Here is a 14826-nt window from a genome sequence, read left to right as displayed (position 1 = left end):
GATGAGACGAACCGCCATCGCTCTGGTTGCTGCTGCCCTCCTGGGCCTGACCGCCTGCGGCACGAGTGAACCCGCCGCCTCCGACGACGCCAGTGACGCTGCCGCGCAGCCGGTCTCGCTGACCGACGCGCGGAACAAGAAGCTCGACCTGAAGGCACCCGCCAAGAAGGTCGTCGCGCTGGAGTGGAACGCCGCCGAGAACCTGGTCACGCTCGGCGTGATGCCGGTCGGCGTCGCGGACACCAAGGGCTACACGAACTGGGTCACCGCGGCGAAGCTCGAGCCACAGGTCAAGGACGTCGGCACCCGCGGCGAGGCGAGCGTCGACGCGATCGTTGCCCTCGACCCCGATCTGGTGATCACCACGACCGATGAAGCCGCGAACACGATCACGCAACTCGAGAAGGCCGCGCCGGTGCTGGTGATCCGCGGCGCGGACGCGAAGAACGCGATCCCGCAGATGAAGACGAACCTGGATCTCATCGGCCAGGCGGTCGGAAAGGCGGACCAGGCCAAGCAGCTGAACGCCGACTTCGACAAGGCAGTTGCCGACGGCAAGCAGAAGATCGCCGACGCGGGCAAGGCCGGCACCGGGTTCACGATGGCGGACGGGTGGAAGCAGGGCAGCACAATCTCGATCCGGATGCACACGACCGGGTCGTTGCTCGGCGCGGTCGCCACCGAGCTGGGTCTGAAGAACGGGTGGACCGGCGCCGGTGACAAGGACTACGGGCTCGCGCAGACCGACCTCGAGGGTCTGACCAAGCTGCCCGACGGCAACTTCCTCTACATCGCGAACAAGAACGACGGCGGCGACGTGTTCGGCGGCGACCTGGCCGGCAACGCGATCTGGAAGAACCTGCCGTTCGTGAAGTCCGGCAAGGTCCACCGGCTGCCCGACGGCATCTGGATGTTCGGCGGCCCGAAGTCCACCGAGCAGTTCATCGACGCCGCCGTACAGGCAGTCACGTCTTGACCCAGCAACATCCGACGTCTCAGGGGTCAACCCCCGAGTTGGTGGGTTGCCCCCCGGGAATCCGAGGGGTCAACCCACCAACTGCGGGGTCGGCCCCTGAGACGGAGGAGCGGACCGCGCCTCGGCGGATGCGGGTGGCCGGTGCGTTCGCGGTTGCCGTCGCGGCGATCGTGGTGCTGGCTGCCGTGCATCTCATCCAGGGGACGTCAAGCGTCGGCGCCGGCGACCTGCTGCGGCTGGTGTTCGGGCGGGGGACCGACAACGCTGCGAACGTGCTGGTGGCGTCTCGGCTGCCGCGGTTGCTTGCCGGTGCGCTGGTAGGTCTCGCCCTGGGGGTTGCAGGAGCGGGGTTGCAGTCGTTGGCGCGGAACCCGCTTGCTTCACCCGACACGTTGGGGGTCAACGCGGGGGCGTATCTGGCCGTCGTGATCGTGGCCGCGTTCGGGGTGTCGTTGCCGGCGCTGCCCGCCGGTGGAGTCGCGTTCGTCGGCGGGCTGGCCGCCGCGGGATTGGTGCTCGTGTTGTCGGTGGGCGGCTCCACCGGGCCGACCCGGCTGATCCTGGCCGGGTCGGCGGTCGCGATGGCGCTGGCCGGCGTCACCACGCTGCTCCTGCTGCTGTACCGGGAGGAGACGGTCGGCACGTTCGCCTGGGGCGCCGGTACGCTGGTCCAGACCGACCTGCGCGCGGTCGGCCAAATGGCGCCGATCGTTGCCCTAGGCATCCTCGCCGCGTTCCTGCTCGCCGCGAAACTCGACATCCTTGCCCTCGGCGACGACACCGCATCCGTCCTCGGCGTGAACGTACGCCGGATCCGCGTGTTCACCACGCTCGTCACCGTCATGCTCTCCGCCGCGGCCGTTACCGTGGCGGGGCCGGTCGGTTTCGTCGGCCTGGTCGCACCGGTCCTCGTCCGCCTCGTCGCGCCGCTCGTTCCCGGCCTGCTCAGGCACCGGGTACTGCTCCCACTCTCCGGTCTCGCCGGCGTCCTCGTCGTACTCGCCTCGGATGTCGTACTGCGGGCCGCGTTCGGCGGCCAGGCCGGGGTGGAGATTCCGACCGGGATCATGACGATGGTGGTCGGCGCAATCGTCCTCATCTGGCTGGCCCGCCGCCACCGCGACTCCGGCCCGAGCCGCTCCCCCGGAGGGACGAGCAGCGGTCTGCGTAGTCGCCGTACGTTCTGGATCGTGACGGCGACGCTTGTCGTACTGCTGGTCGCGGCCGGCGTCGGCGCGATGCTGACCGGTGACGCGCTCCTTCGGACCGGTGACCTCGCGAACTGGATCAACGGCGCGTCGGGTCGCGCGATCACCTTCGTGCTGGATCAGCGCTTCCCACGGGTTGTGTCGGCGCTGCTGTGCGGCGCCGCGCTCGCGATCGCCGGTACGACGGTGCAGGCGGTGTGCCGCAACCCGCTGGCCGAACCAGGCCTCCTCGGGATCACCGGCGGCGCCGGGGTCGGCGCGATCGCCACGCTCATCCTGTTGCCTTCAGCAAGCATCTGGCTGCTGTCCGGGGTCGCGGCGGTCGCGGCGGTGGTGACGTTCGGGTTGGTGTATCTGATCTCCTGGCGGGGCGGACTGAGCTCGGACCGGTTGGTGCTGATCGGGGTCGGGGTCTCGTCCGTGGCGACGGCGATCATCACGCTGCTGATCGTTGCCACGGATCCGTGGAATCTGAGTTTGGCGATGACGTGGTTGTCAGGGAGTACGTACGGTCGGACTCTGCCGCAGGTGCTGCCAGTGGCGATCGCCCTGATAGTCCTGACTCCAGTTGTTGCGCATGCCCATCGGGAGCTCGATCTGCTTGCACTTGACGATGACGTCCCGCGGATCCTGGGTGTGCGGTTGGAGCGAACGCGACTGCTGATGCTGTTGGCGGCGGCTCTGCTGACCGCGGCCGCTGTCTCCGCGATCGGTGTGGTCGGATTCGTCGGGCTGGTTGCCCCGCACGCTGCGCGCGCTCTGGTCGGCGGGCGGCACGCGCGGATCCTTCCGGTTGCGGCGCTGCTCGGCGCGATCCTGGTCAGCGTCGCGGACAGCCTCGGCCGTACCGTCCTCGCCCCGGCCCAGATCCCAGCCGGCCTGCTGACCGCCCTGATCGGAGCGCCGTACTTCGTCTATCTGCTCTGGCGAACGCGGGTGCCTGCGCGCTGAGGTCGTGTCAAGATGGGCGGCATGTTGCGCGAACTGCACCTCACCGGCAATCCGGATGCCGACAAGCTGCTCAACGACGACCCGTTCGCCTTGCTGGTCGGGATGCTCCTGGACCAGCAGTACCCGATGGAGCACGCCTTCTCCGGGCCGTGGAAGATCGCGAACCGGATGGACGGGTTCGACCTGCACAAGATCGCCGCGTCCGACCTGGAGACGTTCGTCGAGCTCTGCGTCACCCCGCCGGCCATCCACCGGTACGGCGGGTCGATGGCGCGCCGGGTGCACGCGCTGGCGCAGCACATCATCGACAAGTACGACGGCGAGACCGAGAACATCTGGCTGAGCGGCCGCCCGAAGCCGGACGGCGCCGAGGTGCTGAAGCGGCTGAAGGCACTGCCGGGGTTCGGCGAGCAGAAGGCGAAGATCTTCCTCGCGATGCTCGGCAAGCAGCGCGGCGTGCAGCCCAAGGGCTGGCGTGAGGCCGCCGGGCACTACGGCGACCGCGGCTCGCACCGCTCGATCGCCGACGTCACCGACGCCGCCTCGCTGGCCGAGGTCCGCAACTTCAAGAAGGCCGCGAAAGCCGCCGCCAAGGAAGTCGCCGGCGCCTAGGTCCTGCGCTTCGCCGAACGGCTGGTCACCGACGGCGTCCCTGGATTGCCGGAGAGGACCTCATCCCGCGACACCGGAGCCCGACCTGTTGCAGGTCGGGCTTTCTGCGTGCGGGTTGTCCCTTGTGAACCACGCGGTTTCCTGCAGGAGGCGGCCTCCCGTCTTATGCTCGGCTGGGGCAGCCACGGGAGGAGAGCGGATGGACATCCGGGATCTGGATCGTCGTGCCGGCGCAGTGCTCGGGGAAGTCGTGATGCAGGTGCGGACCGAGCAACTCTGGTTTCCCACGCCGTGCCCCGACTGGACCGTCCGCGGCCTCCTCCGTCATGTGGTCAGTCAGAACGAGGGCCTCGCCGCCGCAGCCCTGAACGGCTCCGCCTCCATCCACACCTGGAACGGCGGCAGGCTGGCCGACAACCCGGCCGGCGCGTACCGACGGTCGAACGTGCGGGTCGCTGACGCGTTCGCCGACGGCGGTGCACTGGACCGGCTGGTGGAGGTGCGCGAGTTCGGCTCGTTCCCGCGCCGGATCGCGCTGACGTTCCACCAGCTCGACTGCGTCGTCCACGCCTGGGATCTCGCCCGCGCGATCGACGTCCCGTACAACCCGCCACCGGACATGGTCGAGATGGCGCTCACGCTGGCTCGCCGCATCCCCGACACCGAGGCCAACCGCGGACCCGGCTACGCGTTCGACCGGATCGTGAAGGTTTCCGGCACGGCCCCCGACCTCGACCAGCTACTGGGCCTGCTCGGTCGCAACCCGGAGTGGGTGTCCCCGCTCGACTAGCTCGTGTCCGGTGATTCCGCGCCGTCGCGAGCAGGTGCTCGGTGCGGTGCATCGGCGCGCGGGGGCGAGGTGCCGTGCCGAGTGCCGCGCAGTAGGCGCGGAATCACCGGACACGAGCTCGGTACTCCGGCAGCTCGATCGCGTCCGGTTTCACCACGGTCATCTTCGCCAGCGCGCCGGACATCAGCTTCGACGTCATCGTCCGGAGGACGAAATCGCGGTACCGGATGCCGAACCACGACATCGGCATCGCCATCTTGATCCCGCCCGGCGGGAGCTCCATCCGCTGGTCGACGTACGCCTGCATTCGGGCCTGGTACGCAGGGAATGCGCGGGCGTGATCGCCGTCGACAGCGGCCAGCTCTCCCGCGAGTACGTAGGCCCCGACGAGCGACAGCGCCGTACCGTGGCCGGCCATCGGCGAACCGCAGTACCCGGCGTCGCCGACGAGCGTGATCCGGCCACGAGACCATTCCGGTACGACGACGCGGCTCGTGCTGTCGAGGTAGAAGTCGTCGGCCTGGTCGAGCTGCGCCAGGATCTTCGACGTGTGCCAGCCGAGCCCGGCGTACTGCTCCCGCACCAGCCGCTTCTGCGCGGCGAGGTCGCGCCGGTCGTAGCTGATGACCGGCGACCGGAAGCTCAGCAAGGCCTTCGCGTACTGCGGATCGTGATCCGGCCGCAGCCCGACCCAGCGACCGCGCGGAGCGGTGTACACCTTGAACCAGTGGTCCAGCGGCTCGGGCGTCTCGACGGTGAAGTACGACGTGTAGCCGCCGAGGTGATGCACGAACTCCGACTCCGCGCCGAACGCCAGCCGCCGCACCCGCGAGTGCACCCCGTCCGCACCGACGACCAGATCGAATCGCCGCCGGGTCCCGCTCGCGAAGGTCACCTCCACCCCCGTCGCGTCCTGCTGCAGTTCGGTGACCGAGTCGCCGTACACGTACTCGACGCCGGCCGTCGCCTCGGTCAGGATCGCGGCAAGGTCACCGCGCAGGATCTCGATCTCGGCGACCGGGCCGGCGCCGTCCAGCAGTTCCGCGTGCATCACCGCGGACCGCGTGCCGTCGGCCCGGACGTACTCGAGCCCGCGCTCGTGCATCTTCGCCTCCGAGACCGCCGGCATCACGCCCATCCGCTCGGCGACGACCCGCGACACCCCGCGCAGGTCGACGGTCTGCCCGCCCGGCCGCGGTCCCGGCGCGATCTCGACAACCGTCGGCGCGAACCCGAACCGCCGCAACCAGAACGCCGACGCCGGCCCCGCGATGCCACCACCGGAGATCAGAACAGTCTTCATCACTCACCCCTTTGACTAGTGCGCGTACGCCGTAAACGGTGCACTAGTCAGCCCGGGCCTCGCCACCGCGCACTAGTGCACCCGGCGCCGCGGACCTGCACCACTCACCAACGTCGCCGCGCAGCCATCAGCCGGCCCGCGCTGAGCGTGCGGTCGGCGCGAGCGCGACAGTTGATGAGTGCCCCAGGTCCGCTCTAAAGAGTGACGGCCAGACGAGTGGCCTGGTCGATGGCGCGTTTGGCGTCCAGCTCCGCCGCGACGTCGGCGCCGCCGATGAGGTGAACGGGGCGATCGGTGGCGCGGAGAGCGTCGGCGAGGTCGCGGACCGGTTCCTGGCCGGCGCAGACGACGACGGTGTCGACGGCGAGGACCTTCGGCTTCTCGTGCTTCGGGCCGAAGGTGATGTGCAGACCTTCGTCGTCGATGCGCTCGTAGTTGACGCCGCGCATCTGCTCGACCTGCTTGTTCTTCAGCGCGGCTCGATGCACCCAGCCCGTGGTCTTGCCGAGGCCGGCGCCGATCTTCCCGGGCTTGCGCTGCAGCAGGTACACCTTCCGCGGGGACGGCTCCGGATGCGGTACGCCGAGCGCGCCGGCGAGCTTGGTCGGATCGCCGACGCCCCACTCCGCCTTCCACGCCGCGAGATCCAGCGTCGGCGACTCCGGCGTGGTCAGGAACTCGCTGACATCCACGCCGATCCCGCCGGCCCCGATCACCGCGACCGTTTCACCAACAGGCTTTCCGTCGCGGACGACTTCGGCGTACGAGAGGACCGTCGGACGGTCGATCCCGGGGATCGCCGGAATCCGCGGTACGACGCCGGTCGCGAGCACGATCTCGTCGAAGCCGGCCAGGTCCTCGACGGTCGCGCGGCGGCCCAGGTGCAGCTTCACGCCGGTCAGGTCGAGCCGCCGCCGGTAGTACCGGATCGTCTCGGCGAACTCCTCCTTGCCCGGGATCCGCCGCGCCATCCCGAACTGCCCGCCGATCTCCGCATCCGCCTCGAACAGCTCGACCCGGTGCCCGCGCTCCGCCGCGGTTACGGCTGCAGCCAGCCCGGCAGGACCCGCACCGACAACCGCGATGCTCTTGGTACGACGCGTCGGCAGCAGCTGCAACTCGGTCTCGCGAGCGGCCCGCGGGTTGACCATGCAGCTCGCCTTCTTCTTCGCGAACACGTGGTCCAGACACGCCTGGTTGCAGGCGATGCAGACGTTGATCTCGTCGGCCCGGTCAGTCGTTGCCTTCAGCACCCACTCCGGATCGGCCAGGAACGGGCGGGCCATGCTGACCAGATCGGCATCGCCGCGCGCCAGCACCTCCTCGGCGACCTGCGGCAGGTTGATCCGGTTCGAGGTGACGACCGGGATGCTCACGTGCGGCTTGAACGCCGCAGTGACCGACGTGAAAGCCGCGCGCGGGACCGAGGTGACGATGGTCGGCACGCGCGCCTCGTGCCAGCCGATGCCGGTGTTGATGATCGACGCCCCGGCGGCCTCGATCTCTTTGCCCAGCGCAACCACGTCGTCCCAGGTCTGGCCGCCCTCGACGAGATCGGCCATCGACAGCCGGTAAATGATCAGGAAGTCGTCGCCGACCCGCTCCCGGGTCTGCCGGACGATCTCGACCGCGAGCCGGCGGCGGTTCTCCGGGCTGCCGCCCCAGCGATCGGTCCGCTTGTTCGTGCGCTCGGACAGGAACTGGTTGATGAAGTACCCCTCCGAGCCCATGATCTCGACGCCGTCGTACCCAGCCTCGCGGGCGAGCGCCGCGCAGTCGACGTACGCCTTCAGCTGCTTCAACACTCCGCGGTCGGTGAGAGCGCGGGGCTTGAAGGGGTTGATCGGGGCCTTGAGAGCGGACGCCGAGACGCTGAACGGGTGGTACGAGTACCGGCCGGCGTGCAGGATCTGCAGCGCGATGCGGCCGCCTGCGTCATGGACCGCATCGGTCAGGAGGCGATGCCGGCGAGCCTGTCGGTGGCTGGTCAGCTTCGATCCGAACGGCGTCAGCCAGCCGGTGCGGTTCGGGGCGTAGCCACCTGTCACCATCAGCCCGACCCCACCACGCGCGCGCTCGGCGAAGTACGCCGCGAGCTTGGGCAGATCGCTCAGCCGGTCCTCGAGGCCGGTGTGCATCGAGCCCATGATCACCCGGTTCGGCAGCACCACATGCCCGAGGTCCAAGGGCTCCAGCACGTGCGGATACGAACTCATCCGCGTCCTCGCTTCGCTCCGGGCGCGGCTGAGGCACGAGACGGACTGTGCTTTCTGATGAACTCGCTGCGCTCGCTCATGGGTTGTCCTTCCGGAGGGCTTCGATCACTTCGTCGCACCAGGCTGTGAACGACTCTTCGGCGCGGATGCCGCCACGCAGCACGAGGTATTGGTGGAGGTCGCGGCCGTGCAGCGTGGACGGCTTCGGGAAGTCGCGCTTCTGGATGCTGCGATACACCTCGAGCCGCGTCGCGTGCTCGGCGCGGTGCCGCTCGATCTCCTTGAGGACGACATCCACCGAGCCCAGCGAGGCGCCGCGGAGCTTCACGCCGAGCCCGTCCCGCAGTACGGCGGGATCCTCGGGCTCGGCCAGCCAGCGGGTGAGCTCCGCCCGCCCGGCGGCCGCGACCCGGTAGACCTTCTTGTCCGGCCGGCCCTCCTGCGCGATCTCGGTGTGCTTCACCCAGCCGGCCTCGTCCATCCGGCGCAGCACCCGGTAGATCTGCTGGTGGGTGGCCGGCCAGAAATAGCCGATCGACCGGTCGAACCGCCGGGCCAGCTCGTAGCCGGACCCGGCGCGCTCGGTCAACGAGACCAGGATCGCGTGCTCCAGCGCCATGACCGGAGCGTACCTATGCAACTCGTTGCACTGCACCTGATTGCAAGCCAGGTCACATCCAGGAGCCGGACCGGGTGCTCAGGGTTTGAGAGAATGGTTGCAGACGCCATCTATTGATCGGAGCCTCATGAATCACCCGACCAAGACGACGTTGCCAGGGATCGGCACGCGGCACGACCTGGTCACCGAGGGCGGGAAACACGTCTCGGTGGTGGTGCACAACGACGGCCGGCGGTTCCTCGGCTTCCACGATCCGGAGGACGACGACACCTGCCAGGCCACGGTCCCGCTCGGTCACGACGAGGCTGCCGCGCTGGCCCAACTGCTGATCCCCGAGCGGATCGACCCGGTCCGCGGCGAGCTCGAGATCGACCTGGTCACCGAGCACATCCCGGTCACGGCCAAGTCGCCGTACTCCGGCCGGACGCTCGGCGACACCCAGGCCCGCAGCCGGACCGGCGCATCGATCGTCGCCGTCCTGCGGCGCACCGGGGCGACGCCCTCGCCGACGCCGGACTTCCGGTTCGCGACCGGCGACACACTGGTCGTGGTTGGCACGCGCGAGGGCGTGGACGCCGTGGCCGACCTGATCGCGGGTGGGTGAGATGCACGAGAACATCACCGCTCTGCTGATCGAGCTGGGCGCGGTCATCCTTGCCCTGGGCATCCTCGGCCGGATCGCGGGCCGGCTCGGATTCTCTCCGATCCCCCTGTATCTGTTGGCCGGGCTCGCGTTCGGGCACGGCGGATTGTTGCCGTTGGCAGCGAGTGAGGAATTCGTTGCCACCGGCGCCGAGATCGGCGTGATCCTGCTGCTGTTGCTGCTCGGCCTCGAGTACACCGCGTCCGATCTGGTCGGCACGCTGAAGACGCAGTACGTCTCGGGTGCGGTGGACTTCCTGCTGAACGCGTTACCGGGTGCTGCCGTGGCGTTGCTGCTCGGCTGGGGTCCGGTGGCCGCGGTTGCGTTGGCCGGTGTCACGTGGATCTCGTCGTCGGGCGTGATCGCGAAGGTGGTCGGGGACCTCGGACGATTGGGCAACCGCGAGACCCCCGTCGTACTCGGGATCCTGGTGCTCGAGGACCTGTCGATGGCGGTCTACCTGCCGATCCTCACCGCTCTGCTCGCGGGCGTCGGGCTGGCCGGTGGAAGCGTGACGCTGCTGATCTCGCTGGGGACGGTGAGCGTGGTGCTGTTCATCGCGCTGCGGTACGGGCGGGTGATCAGCCGGGCGGTGTCGTCCGACAACCCCGAGATGCTGCTGCTGGTCGTGCTTGGTCTGACGCTGCTCGTCGCGGGGATTGCGCAGCACCTCCAGGTGTCGGCGGCAGTGGGCGCGTTCCTGGTCGGGATCGCGTTGTCCGGCGAGGTCGCGCACGGTGCGCGGAACCTGCTCGCTCCGCTCCGTGATCTGTTCGCCGCAGTCTTCTTCGTGTTCTTCGGGTTGAGCACCGACCCCGCGAAGATCCCGCCGGTGCTGGCGATCGCGTTCGGCCTCGCCGTACTCACGGCACTCACCAAGATCGCCACCGGCTGGTACGCCGCCCGCCGGGCCGGCATCTCGACCGCAGGACGCTGGCGGGCGGGTGGGACGCTCGTGGCCCGCGGTGAGTTCTCGATCGTGATCGCCGGCCTGGCCGTCGGGGTCGAGCCGAAGCTTGGGCCGCTCGCCACGGCGTACGTGCTGATCCTGGTCGTCCTCGGCCCGATCGCCGCCCGCTACACCGAGCCGCTGGCCCGGCGCCTGTTCAAGCGCGGATCGCCCGCACTGACCAAACCCGCCGCCGAGGAGCTCGACCGCCAACCGCAAGCGTGAATGCGCCTGCGCCGGCTCAGTTGATCAGTGGCTGGAGTCCGCGCTCGTGATCGAGGAGGGCCTGTTTGCGGTGGACGCCGCCGCCGTAGCCGGTGAGGCTGCCGGTCGAGCCGACCAGGCGGTGGCACGGGACGATGATGCTGATCGGGTTCTTCCCGTTCGCGAGGCCGACCGCGCGGGCCGATTGCGGCTTCAGCCCGAGCGCGGAGGCGAGACCGCCGTACGTGGTGGTCTCGCCGTACGGGATGTCCTGCAGGGCGGTCCAGATCCGGCGCTGGAAATCCGTGCCGACCAGGTGCAGCGGTACGTCGAACTTCGTGCGGCCGTGGTGGAAATACTCGTCCAGTTGCTCGGCGACCGCGCGCAAGGTCGAGTCGTCACGGTCACCGAAGCCGGATTCCTCGGGGCGGTAGCGCTGTTGGTCCATGTACAGGCCGGTGAGCGCGCCCGCGTCGGTCCCCACGAGGGTGAGAGGACCGAGCGGGCTGTCGATGACTGCGTACGTCACTGAGTGGATTCCCATTGGGCGCGGGTGATCCGGTAGAGCACGTGCCGCTGCAGGCGGTGGCCGTCCTCGACACGAGGATGGTCGAAGTCGCCGGCCTGGTCGTGCACCATCCCGATCCGCTGCATCACCCGCTGCGACGGCAGATTGGTGGTCGCGGTGAACGAGACGATCCCGCTCAATCCGGCTGGTCCGAACGCGTACGCCAGCACGGCCCGGGCCGCCTCGGTCGCATAACCGTTGCCCCAGGCACCTTTCGCCAGGCGCCAGCCGATCTCGACGCCGGGCAGGAACGGCGCCTCGAAGGTCGGCACGTTCAGCCCGGTGAAGCCGATGAACTCGCCGGTGTCCTTCACCTCCATCGCCCACAGGCCCCAGCCGCGGCCGTCGAGCTCCGGGATGTTCCGGTCGATGAGGTCGTCGCTCTGCTCTCGGGTCTGCAGCGCCGGGAAGTGCTCCATCACCGCCGGGTCGGCGTTCAACGCGGCGAACGGCTCCCGGTCGGAGTCACGCCACTGACGCAGCAACAGACGGTCGGTGGTCAGGTCGGTCATTCTCACTCCGGAATCTTGTTGATCGCATGGTCGCCGGTGGCCCACAAGTACTGGACGGCGTACGCACGCCAAGGCCGCCACGCACGGGCGTGGTCGGTCAGGAGTTTGGGGGCCTCGGGCAAGCCTAGGTCACGGGCGGCGTAGCGGATACCTAAATCACTGGCCACAAAGGCATCCGGGTCACCGAGCGCGCGCATCGCGATCGACTCGACCGTCCACGGCCCGATCCCCGGCAGCGCCGCGAGTTGCTCCCGTGCGCGATCCCAGTCCGCACCGGCGCCGAGATCGATCTCCCCCTCGGCCAGCGTCCGCACCAGCGTCATCAACGTCGTACGCCGGGACTTCGGAAACGCCAGCGTCTCCGGGTCGAGCCCGGCGAGCGCCGGCATCGTCGGGAACAGATGCGTCAGCCCGCCGGCCGCATCCTCGATCGGCTCACCGTGCTGCACCACCAAGCGATGAGCGTGCGTCCGTGCAGCCGCGGTCGACACCTGCTGCCCCAGCACCGCGCGTACGGCGAACTCCTCGCCGTCGACCGTATGCGGAACCCGGCGCCCCGGCGCCTTCACGATCAGCGGCGCGAGCACCGGGTCCTCGCTCAGCAGGTCGTCGACCGCGATCGGATCCGCATCGAGGTCGAGCATCCGCCGGCAGCGGCTGATTGCGATCGCCAGGTCGCGCTGATCGGTGAGCGAGAGCTGACAAGCGATGTGGTCGGGCATGGGCCGCAACGCAACCACGCCATGACCGTGCGGGAGTCGCAGGGTGCGCCGGTAGTGCCCGTCCCGCCACTCCTCGACACCTGGTACGCCGGTCGCGATCAGGTGACCGAACAGATTGTCCGGCGTCAACGGCGCGCGGAACGGGAGACGCAGCGAGATCGTGCCCGGCGCGGCAGTCGTCGTACCCCGGCGGGCGCGGCGGCGCAGCTCGGTCGGAGAGAGGGCGAAGACCTCCTGCACCGTCTCGTTGAACGTCCGCACACTCGAGAACCCGGCGGCGAACGCGACGTCGGCCATCTGCAGGTTGCTCGTCTCGATCAGCAGGCGCGCGGTCTGTGCACGCTGCGCCCGAGCCAGCGCGAGCGGGCCGGCGCCGAGCTCAGCCAGCAGTTGCCGCTGCACCTGCCGCACGCTATACCCGAGCTGACCGGCCAGGCCCGGCACGCCGTCGCGGTCGACGACGCCGTCCGCGATCAGGCGCATCGCACGGGCCACGAGGTCGGCGCGGTCGTTCCACTCCGGGGAGCCCGGGCTCGCGTCGGGACGACACCGCTTGCAGGCGCGGAATCCGGCCTGCTGCGCCGCGGCCGCGCTCGGGTAGAACCGCATGTTCTCGACCTTCGGCGGCACCACCGGGCAGCTCGGCCGGCAGTAGATCTTCGTGGTCAGAACGGCGGTGAAGAACCACCCGTCGAACCGCGCATCCTTGGACTGGACGGCCCGGACACATCGCTCCCTGCACTCGTACACGTCCTCCAGCATCCCTGCCGCCACCGACAGTCGCTAGCGGTTTTACGACATGGAGGTGGGGCGGATCGCGGTTTTGCGACGCGACGATCCGGTGGCGGATTCTCGCCAGCTTCACCATCGCGGCTCGCGTGGACTGGTCGGCATGAACGAACTGCTTGGCAAGAAGGCAATGGTGACAGGTGGCAGCCGCGGGATCGGAGCGGCCACCGCGATCGCGCTGGCAGCGAAGGGCGCCGACGTCGTGATCACCTACAACGCGTCCGCGGATGCGGCGGCAACAGTGGTGAAGGAGATCGAGAGCCTCGGGCGGCGTGCCGTTGCCCTCGCGGTCGATGCGGCGGATGCGGTCGCGGTCGGCGACGGCGTACGACAGGCTGCGGAATCCCTCGGCGGGCTGGACATTCTGGTGAACAACGCCGGCGTGGGAGCGATCGCGCCGATCGGTGATCTCACCCTCGCCGACGTCGACCGAGTGCTCGCGGTCAACGTACGAGGCGTGTACGCCGCGACACAGGCCGCCGTACCGCTGCTCTCCGACGGTGGCCGGCTGATCCACCTCGGCAGCTGCGCCGCGGGCCGGGTCACGAGTCCTGGCATGACGCTGTACGCGATGAGCAAGGCCGCACTGGTCGGGCTGAGCAAGGCGTTGGCCCGCGAACTGGGGGCACGCAACATCACGTCGAACGTCGTCCAGCCCGGCCCGATCAACACCGATATGAATCCGGCCGACGGTCCGTTCGCGGCGGCGCAGATCGCGGACCTCGCCCTGGACCGCTTCGGCAGCCCGCTCGAGGTCGCGGCGGCGATCACCTACCTGGCCGGCCCGCACGCGGCGTACATCACCGGCACCGAACTCACCATCGACGGCGGCCACACCGCCTGAGTCCGGATCCCCAGGCCATCACAATCGGGCGCCCAGGCGACCGTCACGCGGGATCCGCTCCGGAGCACGCAATTGTGATGGCCTGGAGATCCGCCTCCCGGCTGTCGGTGGGGATGGATAGCGTCGGGCTGTGAAGTTTTCCGTGACGGTCGGGGCAGTAGGTGACGGGCGGGATCCGCGGGGGCTGGCTGAGCTTGCCCGCGCGGTGGAGGACTCTGGCTGGGATGCGCTGTTCCTGGAGGACTACCTGGTCTACCAGGGCGACGCGTCCCTGCCGACGTACGACCCGTGGATCTGCCTGGCGGCGATGGCGGTGGCGACCGAGCGGATCCGGATCGGTACGACGGTGACACCGTTGCCCCGGCGGCGGCCCTGGAAGGTGGCGGCCGAGGCTGTTGCACTGGACCACCTCTCCGACGGCCGGATGGTGCTGGGGGTCGGGATCGGGGATCCGGGCGATCCGTTCCTGGAGGAGAAGAGTCCGAAGGTGCTGGCCGAGATGCTCGACGAAGGGCTGGAGCTGATCGACCGGCTGTGGAGTGGCGAGCCGGTCAGTTTCACGGGGAAGCATTACCGCTTGGAGGACGTGCAACTGACGGCCCGGCCGGTGCAGGAGCCGCGGATTCCTGTCTGGGTGGGCGGGAACATGTTGGTGCCTGCCGTCAGGCGACGGATTCTGCGGTGGGGCGGGTCCTGTGCCTACAAGGGGAGCACGGATGCGCCGCAGCAGATCACTCCTGACGATGTCCGCGGGCTGCTGGACGACGGCGCGCGCGAAGTGAAGGTCAGTGGGGGTGAGCCGGCGGCGTTCGCGGCGGCGGGGGCCGCGTGGTGGGGGCGGTGGATCGCGCCGATGGGGGTCGAGGAGACGCTGGCGATTATCCGGCAGGGGCCGCCGTCGCTCTGAACCGTTGACAGTG

Annotated in this window: 14 protein-coding genes; 8 read left to right on the top strand and 6 right to left on the bottom strand. The window is 69.4% G+C overall.

Going from position 1 to position 14826, the window contains the following annotated elements; translation table 11 throughout:
- Position 1: 1 nt before the first annotated feature.
- From EV653_RS30010 to EV653_RS29995, 4 genes are all read left to right on the top strand, one after another.
- Entirely contained in the window at positions 2 to 976 is a 975-nt protein-coding gene (locus EV653_RS30010; protein WP_134107698.1) for an ABC transporter substrate-binding protein, read from the top strand.
- A 128-nt stretch (positions 977 to 1104) separates the two neighbouring features.
- Positions 1105 to 3135: an iron ABC transporter permease gene (locus EV653_RS30005; RefSeq protein WP_134107697.1), complete on the top strand. Its 2031-nt coding sequence runs from the start codon at positions 1105 to 1107 to the stop codon at positions 3133 to 3135.
- 21 nt (positions 3136 to 3156) lie between these two features.
- Positions 3157 to 3747 carry an HhH-GPD-type base excision DNA repair protein gene (locus tag EV653_RS30000; RefSeq protein WP_134107696.1) on the top strand — a complete coding sequence of 197 codons (591 nt, stop codon included), beginning with the start codon at positions 3157 to 3159 and terminating at the stop codon, positions 3745 to 3747.
- A gap of 199 nt (positions 3748 to 3946) precedes the next feature.
- Positions 3947 to 4537 carry a TIGR03086 family metal-binding protein gene (locus tag EV653_RS29995; RefSeq protein WP_134107695.1) on the top strand — a complete coding sequence of 197 codons (591 nt, stop codon included), beginning with the start codon at positions 3947 to 3949 and terminating at the stop codon, positions 4535 to 4537.
- Between the two features lie 103 nt (positions 4538 to 4640).
- On the opposite strand, the gene EV653_RS29990 is transcribed toward EV653_RS29995, so the two are convergent.
- The 3 genes from EV653_RS29990 to EV653_RS29980 all read right to left on the bottom strand — a co-directional run bounded on the left by EV653_RS29990 (position 4641) and on the right by EV653_RS29980 (position 8675).
- Positions 4641 to 5840, bottom strand: coding sequence for an FAD-dependent monooxygenase (locus EV653_RS29990; RefSeq protein WP_134107693.1), 1200 nt, complete (start codon positions 5838 to 5840; stop codon positions 4641 to 4643).
- 194 nt (positions 5841 to 6034) lie between these two features.
- Positions 6035 to 8056 (bottom strand): NADPH-dependent 2,4-dienoyl-CoA reductase, encoded by a 2022-nt coding sequence (locus EV653_RS29985; RefSeq protein ID WP_134107691.1) that lies wholly within the window; start codon positions 8054 to 8056, stop codon positions 6035 to 6037.
- Positions 8057 to 8132: 76 nt separating this feature from the next.
- Positions 8133 to 8675: a PadR family transcriptional regulator gene (locus EV653_RS29980; RefSeq protein ID WP_134107689.1), complete on the bottom strand. Its 543-nt coding sequence runs from the start codon at positions 8673 to 8675 to the stop codon at positions 8133 to 8135.
- A 127-nt stretch (positions 8676 to 8802) separates the two neighbouring features.
- Between EV653_RS29980 and EV653_RS29975 the strand changes: the two genes are divergently transcribed.
- Both EV653_RS29975 and EV653_RS29970 read left to right on the top strand, forming a co-directional pair.
- Entirely contained in the window at positions 8803 to 9279 is a 477-nt protein-coding gene (locus EV653_RS29975) for a cation:proton antiporter regulatory subunit (RefSeq protein ID WP_134107687.1), read from the top strand.
- 1 nt (position 9280) lies between these two features.
- Positions 9281 to 10492 carry a cation:proton antiporter gene (locus EV653_RS29970; protein WP_134107685.1) on the top strand — a complete coding sequence of 404 codons (1212 nt, stop codon included), beginning with the start codon at positions 9281 to 9283 and terminating at the stop codon, positions 10490 to 10492.
- Positions 10493 to 10508: 16 nt separating this feature from the next.
- On the opposite strand, the gene EV653_RS29965 is transcribed toward EV653_RS29970, so the two are convergent.
- From EV653_RS29965 to EV653_RS29955, 3 genes are read right to left on the bottom strand one after another with little or no spacing between them, the layout of a single operon-like run.
- Entirely contained in the window at positions 10509 to 11000 is a 492-nt protein-coding gene (locus tag EV653_RS29965; protein WP_238160535.1) for a methylated-DNA--[protein]-cysteine S-methyltransferase, read from the bottom strand.
- Positions 10997 to 11551 carry a GNAT family N-acetyltransferase gene (locus tag EV653_RS29960; RefSeq protein ID WP_134107682.1) on the bottom strand — a complete coding sequence of 185 codons (555 nt, stop codon included), beginning with the start codon at positions 11549 to 11551 and terminating at the stop codon, positions 10997 to 10999. Before EV653_RS29960 ends, EV653_RS29965 begins: the two co-directional genes overlap by 4 nt.
- Positions 11552 to 11553: 2 nt before the next feature.
- Positions 11554 to 13047: a DNA-3-methyladenine glycosylase 2 gene (locus EV653_RS29955; RefSeq protein WP_305000376.1), complete on the bottom strand. Its 1494-nt coding sequence runs from the start codon at positions 13045 to 13047 to the stop codon at positions 11554 to 11556.
- A gap of 118 nt (positions 13048 to 13165) precedes the next feature.
- Between EV653_RS29955 and EV653_RS29950 the strand changes: the two genes are divergently transcribed.
- Together EV653_RS29950 and EV653_RS29945 are read left to right on the top strand one after the other, a co-directional pair.
- Entirely contained in the window at positions 13166 to 13906 is a 741-nt protein-coding gene (locus EV653_RS29950; RefSeq protein WP_134107680.1) for an SDR family NAD(P)-dependent oxidoreductase, read from the top strand.
- A 130-nt stretch (positions 13907 to 14036) separates the two neighbouring features.
- Positions 14037 to 14813 carry an LLM class flavin-dependent oxidoreductase gene (locus EV653_RS29945; RefSeq protein ID WP_134107678.1) on the top strand — a complete coding sequence of 259 codons (777 nt, stop codon included), beginning with the start codon at positions 14037 to 14039 and terminating at the stop codon, positions 14811 to 14813.
- The last annotated feature ends 13 nt before the right edge of the window (positions 14814 to 14826 follow it).

The sequence above is a fragment of the Kribbella pratensis genome (assembly GCF_004365355.1).
Classification (GTDB): domain Bacteria; phylum Actinomycetota; class Actinomycetes; order Propionibacteriales; family Kribbellaceae; genus Kribbella.
This window is presented reverse-complemented; position numbering and strand designations above follow the sequence as displayed.

What these genes read in the sequence shown, in the direction of transcription:
- EV653_RS30010 (WP_134107698.1), top strand. Translation starts at nt 2, where the DNA reads ATGAGACGAACCGCCATCGCTCTGGTTGCTGCTGCCCTCCTGGGCCTG.
- EV653_RS30005 (WP_134107697.1), top strand. Translation starts at nt 1,105, where the DNA reads ATGCGGGTGGCCGGTGCGTTCGCGGTTGCCGTCGCGGCGATCGTGGTG.
- EV653_RS30000 (WP_134107696.1), top strand. Translation starts at nt 3,157, where the DNA reads ATGTTGCGCGAACTGCACCTCACCGGCAATCCGGATGCCGACAAGCTG.
- EV653_RS29995 (WP_134107695.1), top strand. Translation starts at nt 3,947, where the DNA reads ATGGACATCCGGGATCTGGATCGTCGTGCCGGCGCAGTGCTCGGGGAA.
- EV653_RS29990 (WP_134107693.1), bottom strand. Translation starts at nt 5,840, where the DNA reads ATGAAGACTGTTCTGATCTCCGGTGGTGGCATCGCGGGGCCGGCGTCG.
- EV653_RS29985 (WP_134107691.1), bottom strand. Translation starts at nt 8,056, where the DNA reads ATGAGTTCGTATCCGCACGTGCTGGAGCCCTTGGACCTCGGGCATGTG.
- EV653_RS29980 (WP_134107689.1), bottom strand. Translation starts at nt 8,675, where the DNA reads ATGGCGCTGGAGCACGCGATCCTGGTCTCGTTGACCGAGCGCGCCGGG.
- EV653_RS29975 (WP_134107687.1), top strand. Translation starts at nt 8,803, where the DNA reads ATGAATCACCCGACCAAGACGACGTTGCCAGGGATCGGCACGCGGCAC.
- EV653_RS29970 (WP_134107685.1), top strand. Translation starts at nt 9,281, where the DNA reads ATGCACGAGAACATCACCGCTCTGCTGATCGAGCTGGGCGCGGTCATC.
- EV653_RS29960 (WP_134107682.1), bottom strand. Translation starts at nt 11,551, where the DNA reads ATGACCGACCTGACCACCGACCGTCTGTTGCTGCGTCAGTGGCGTGAC.
- EV653_RS29950 (WP_134107680.1), top strand. Translation starts at nt 13,166, where the DNA reads ATGAACGAACTGCTTGGCAAGAAGGCAATGGTGACAGGTGGCAGCCGC.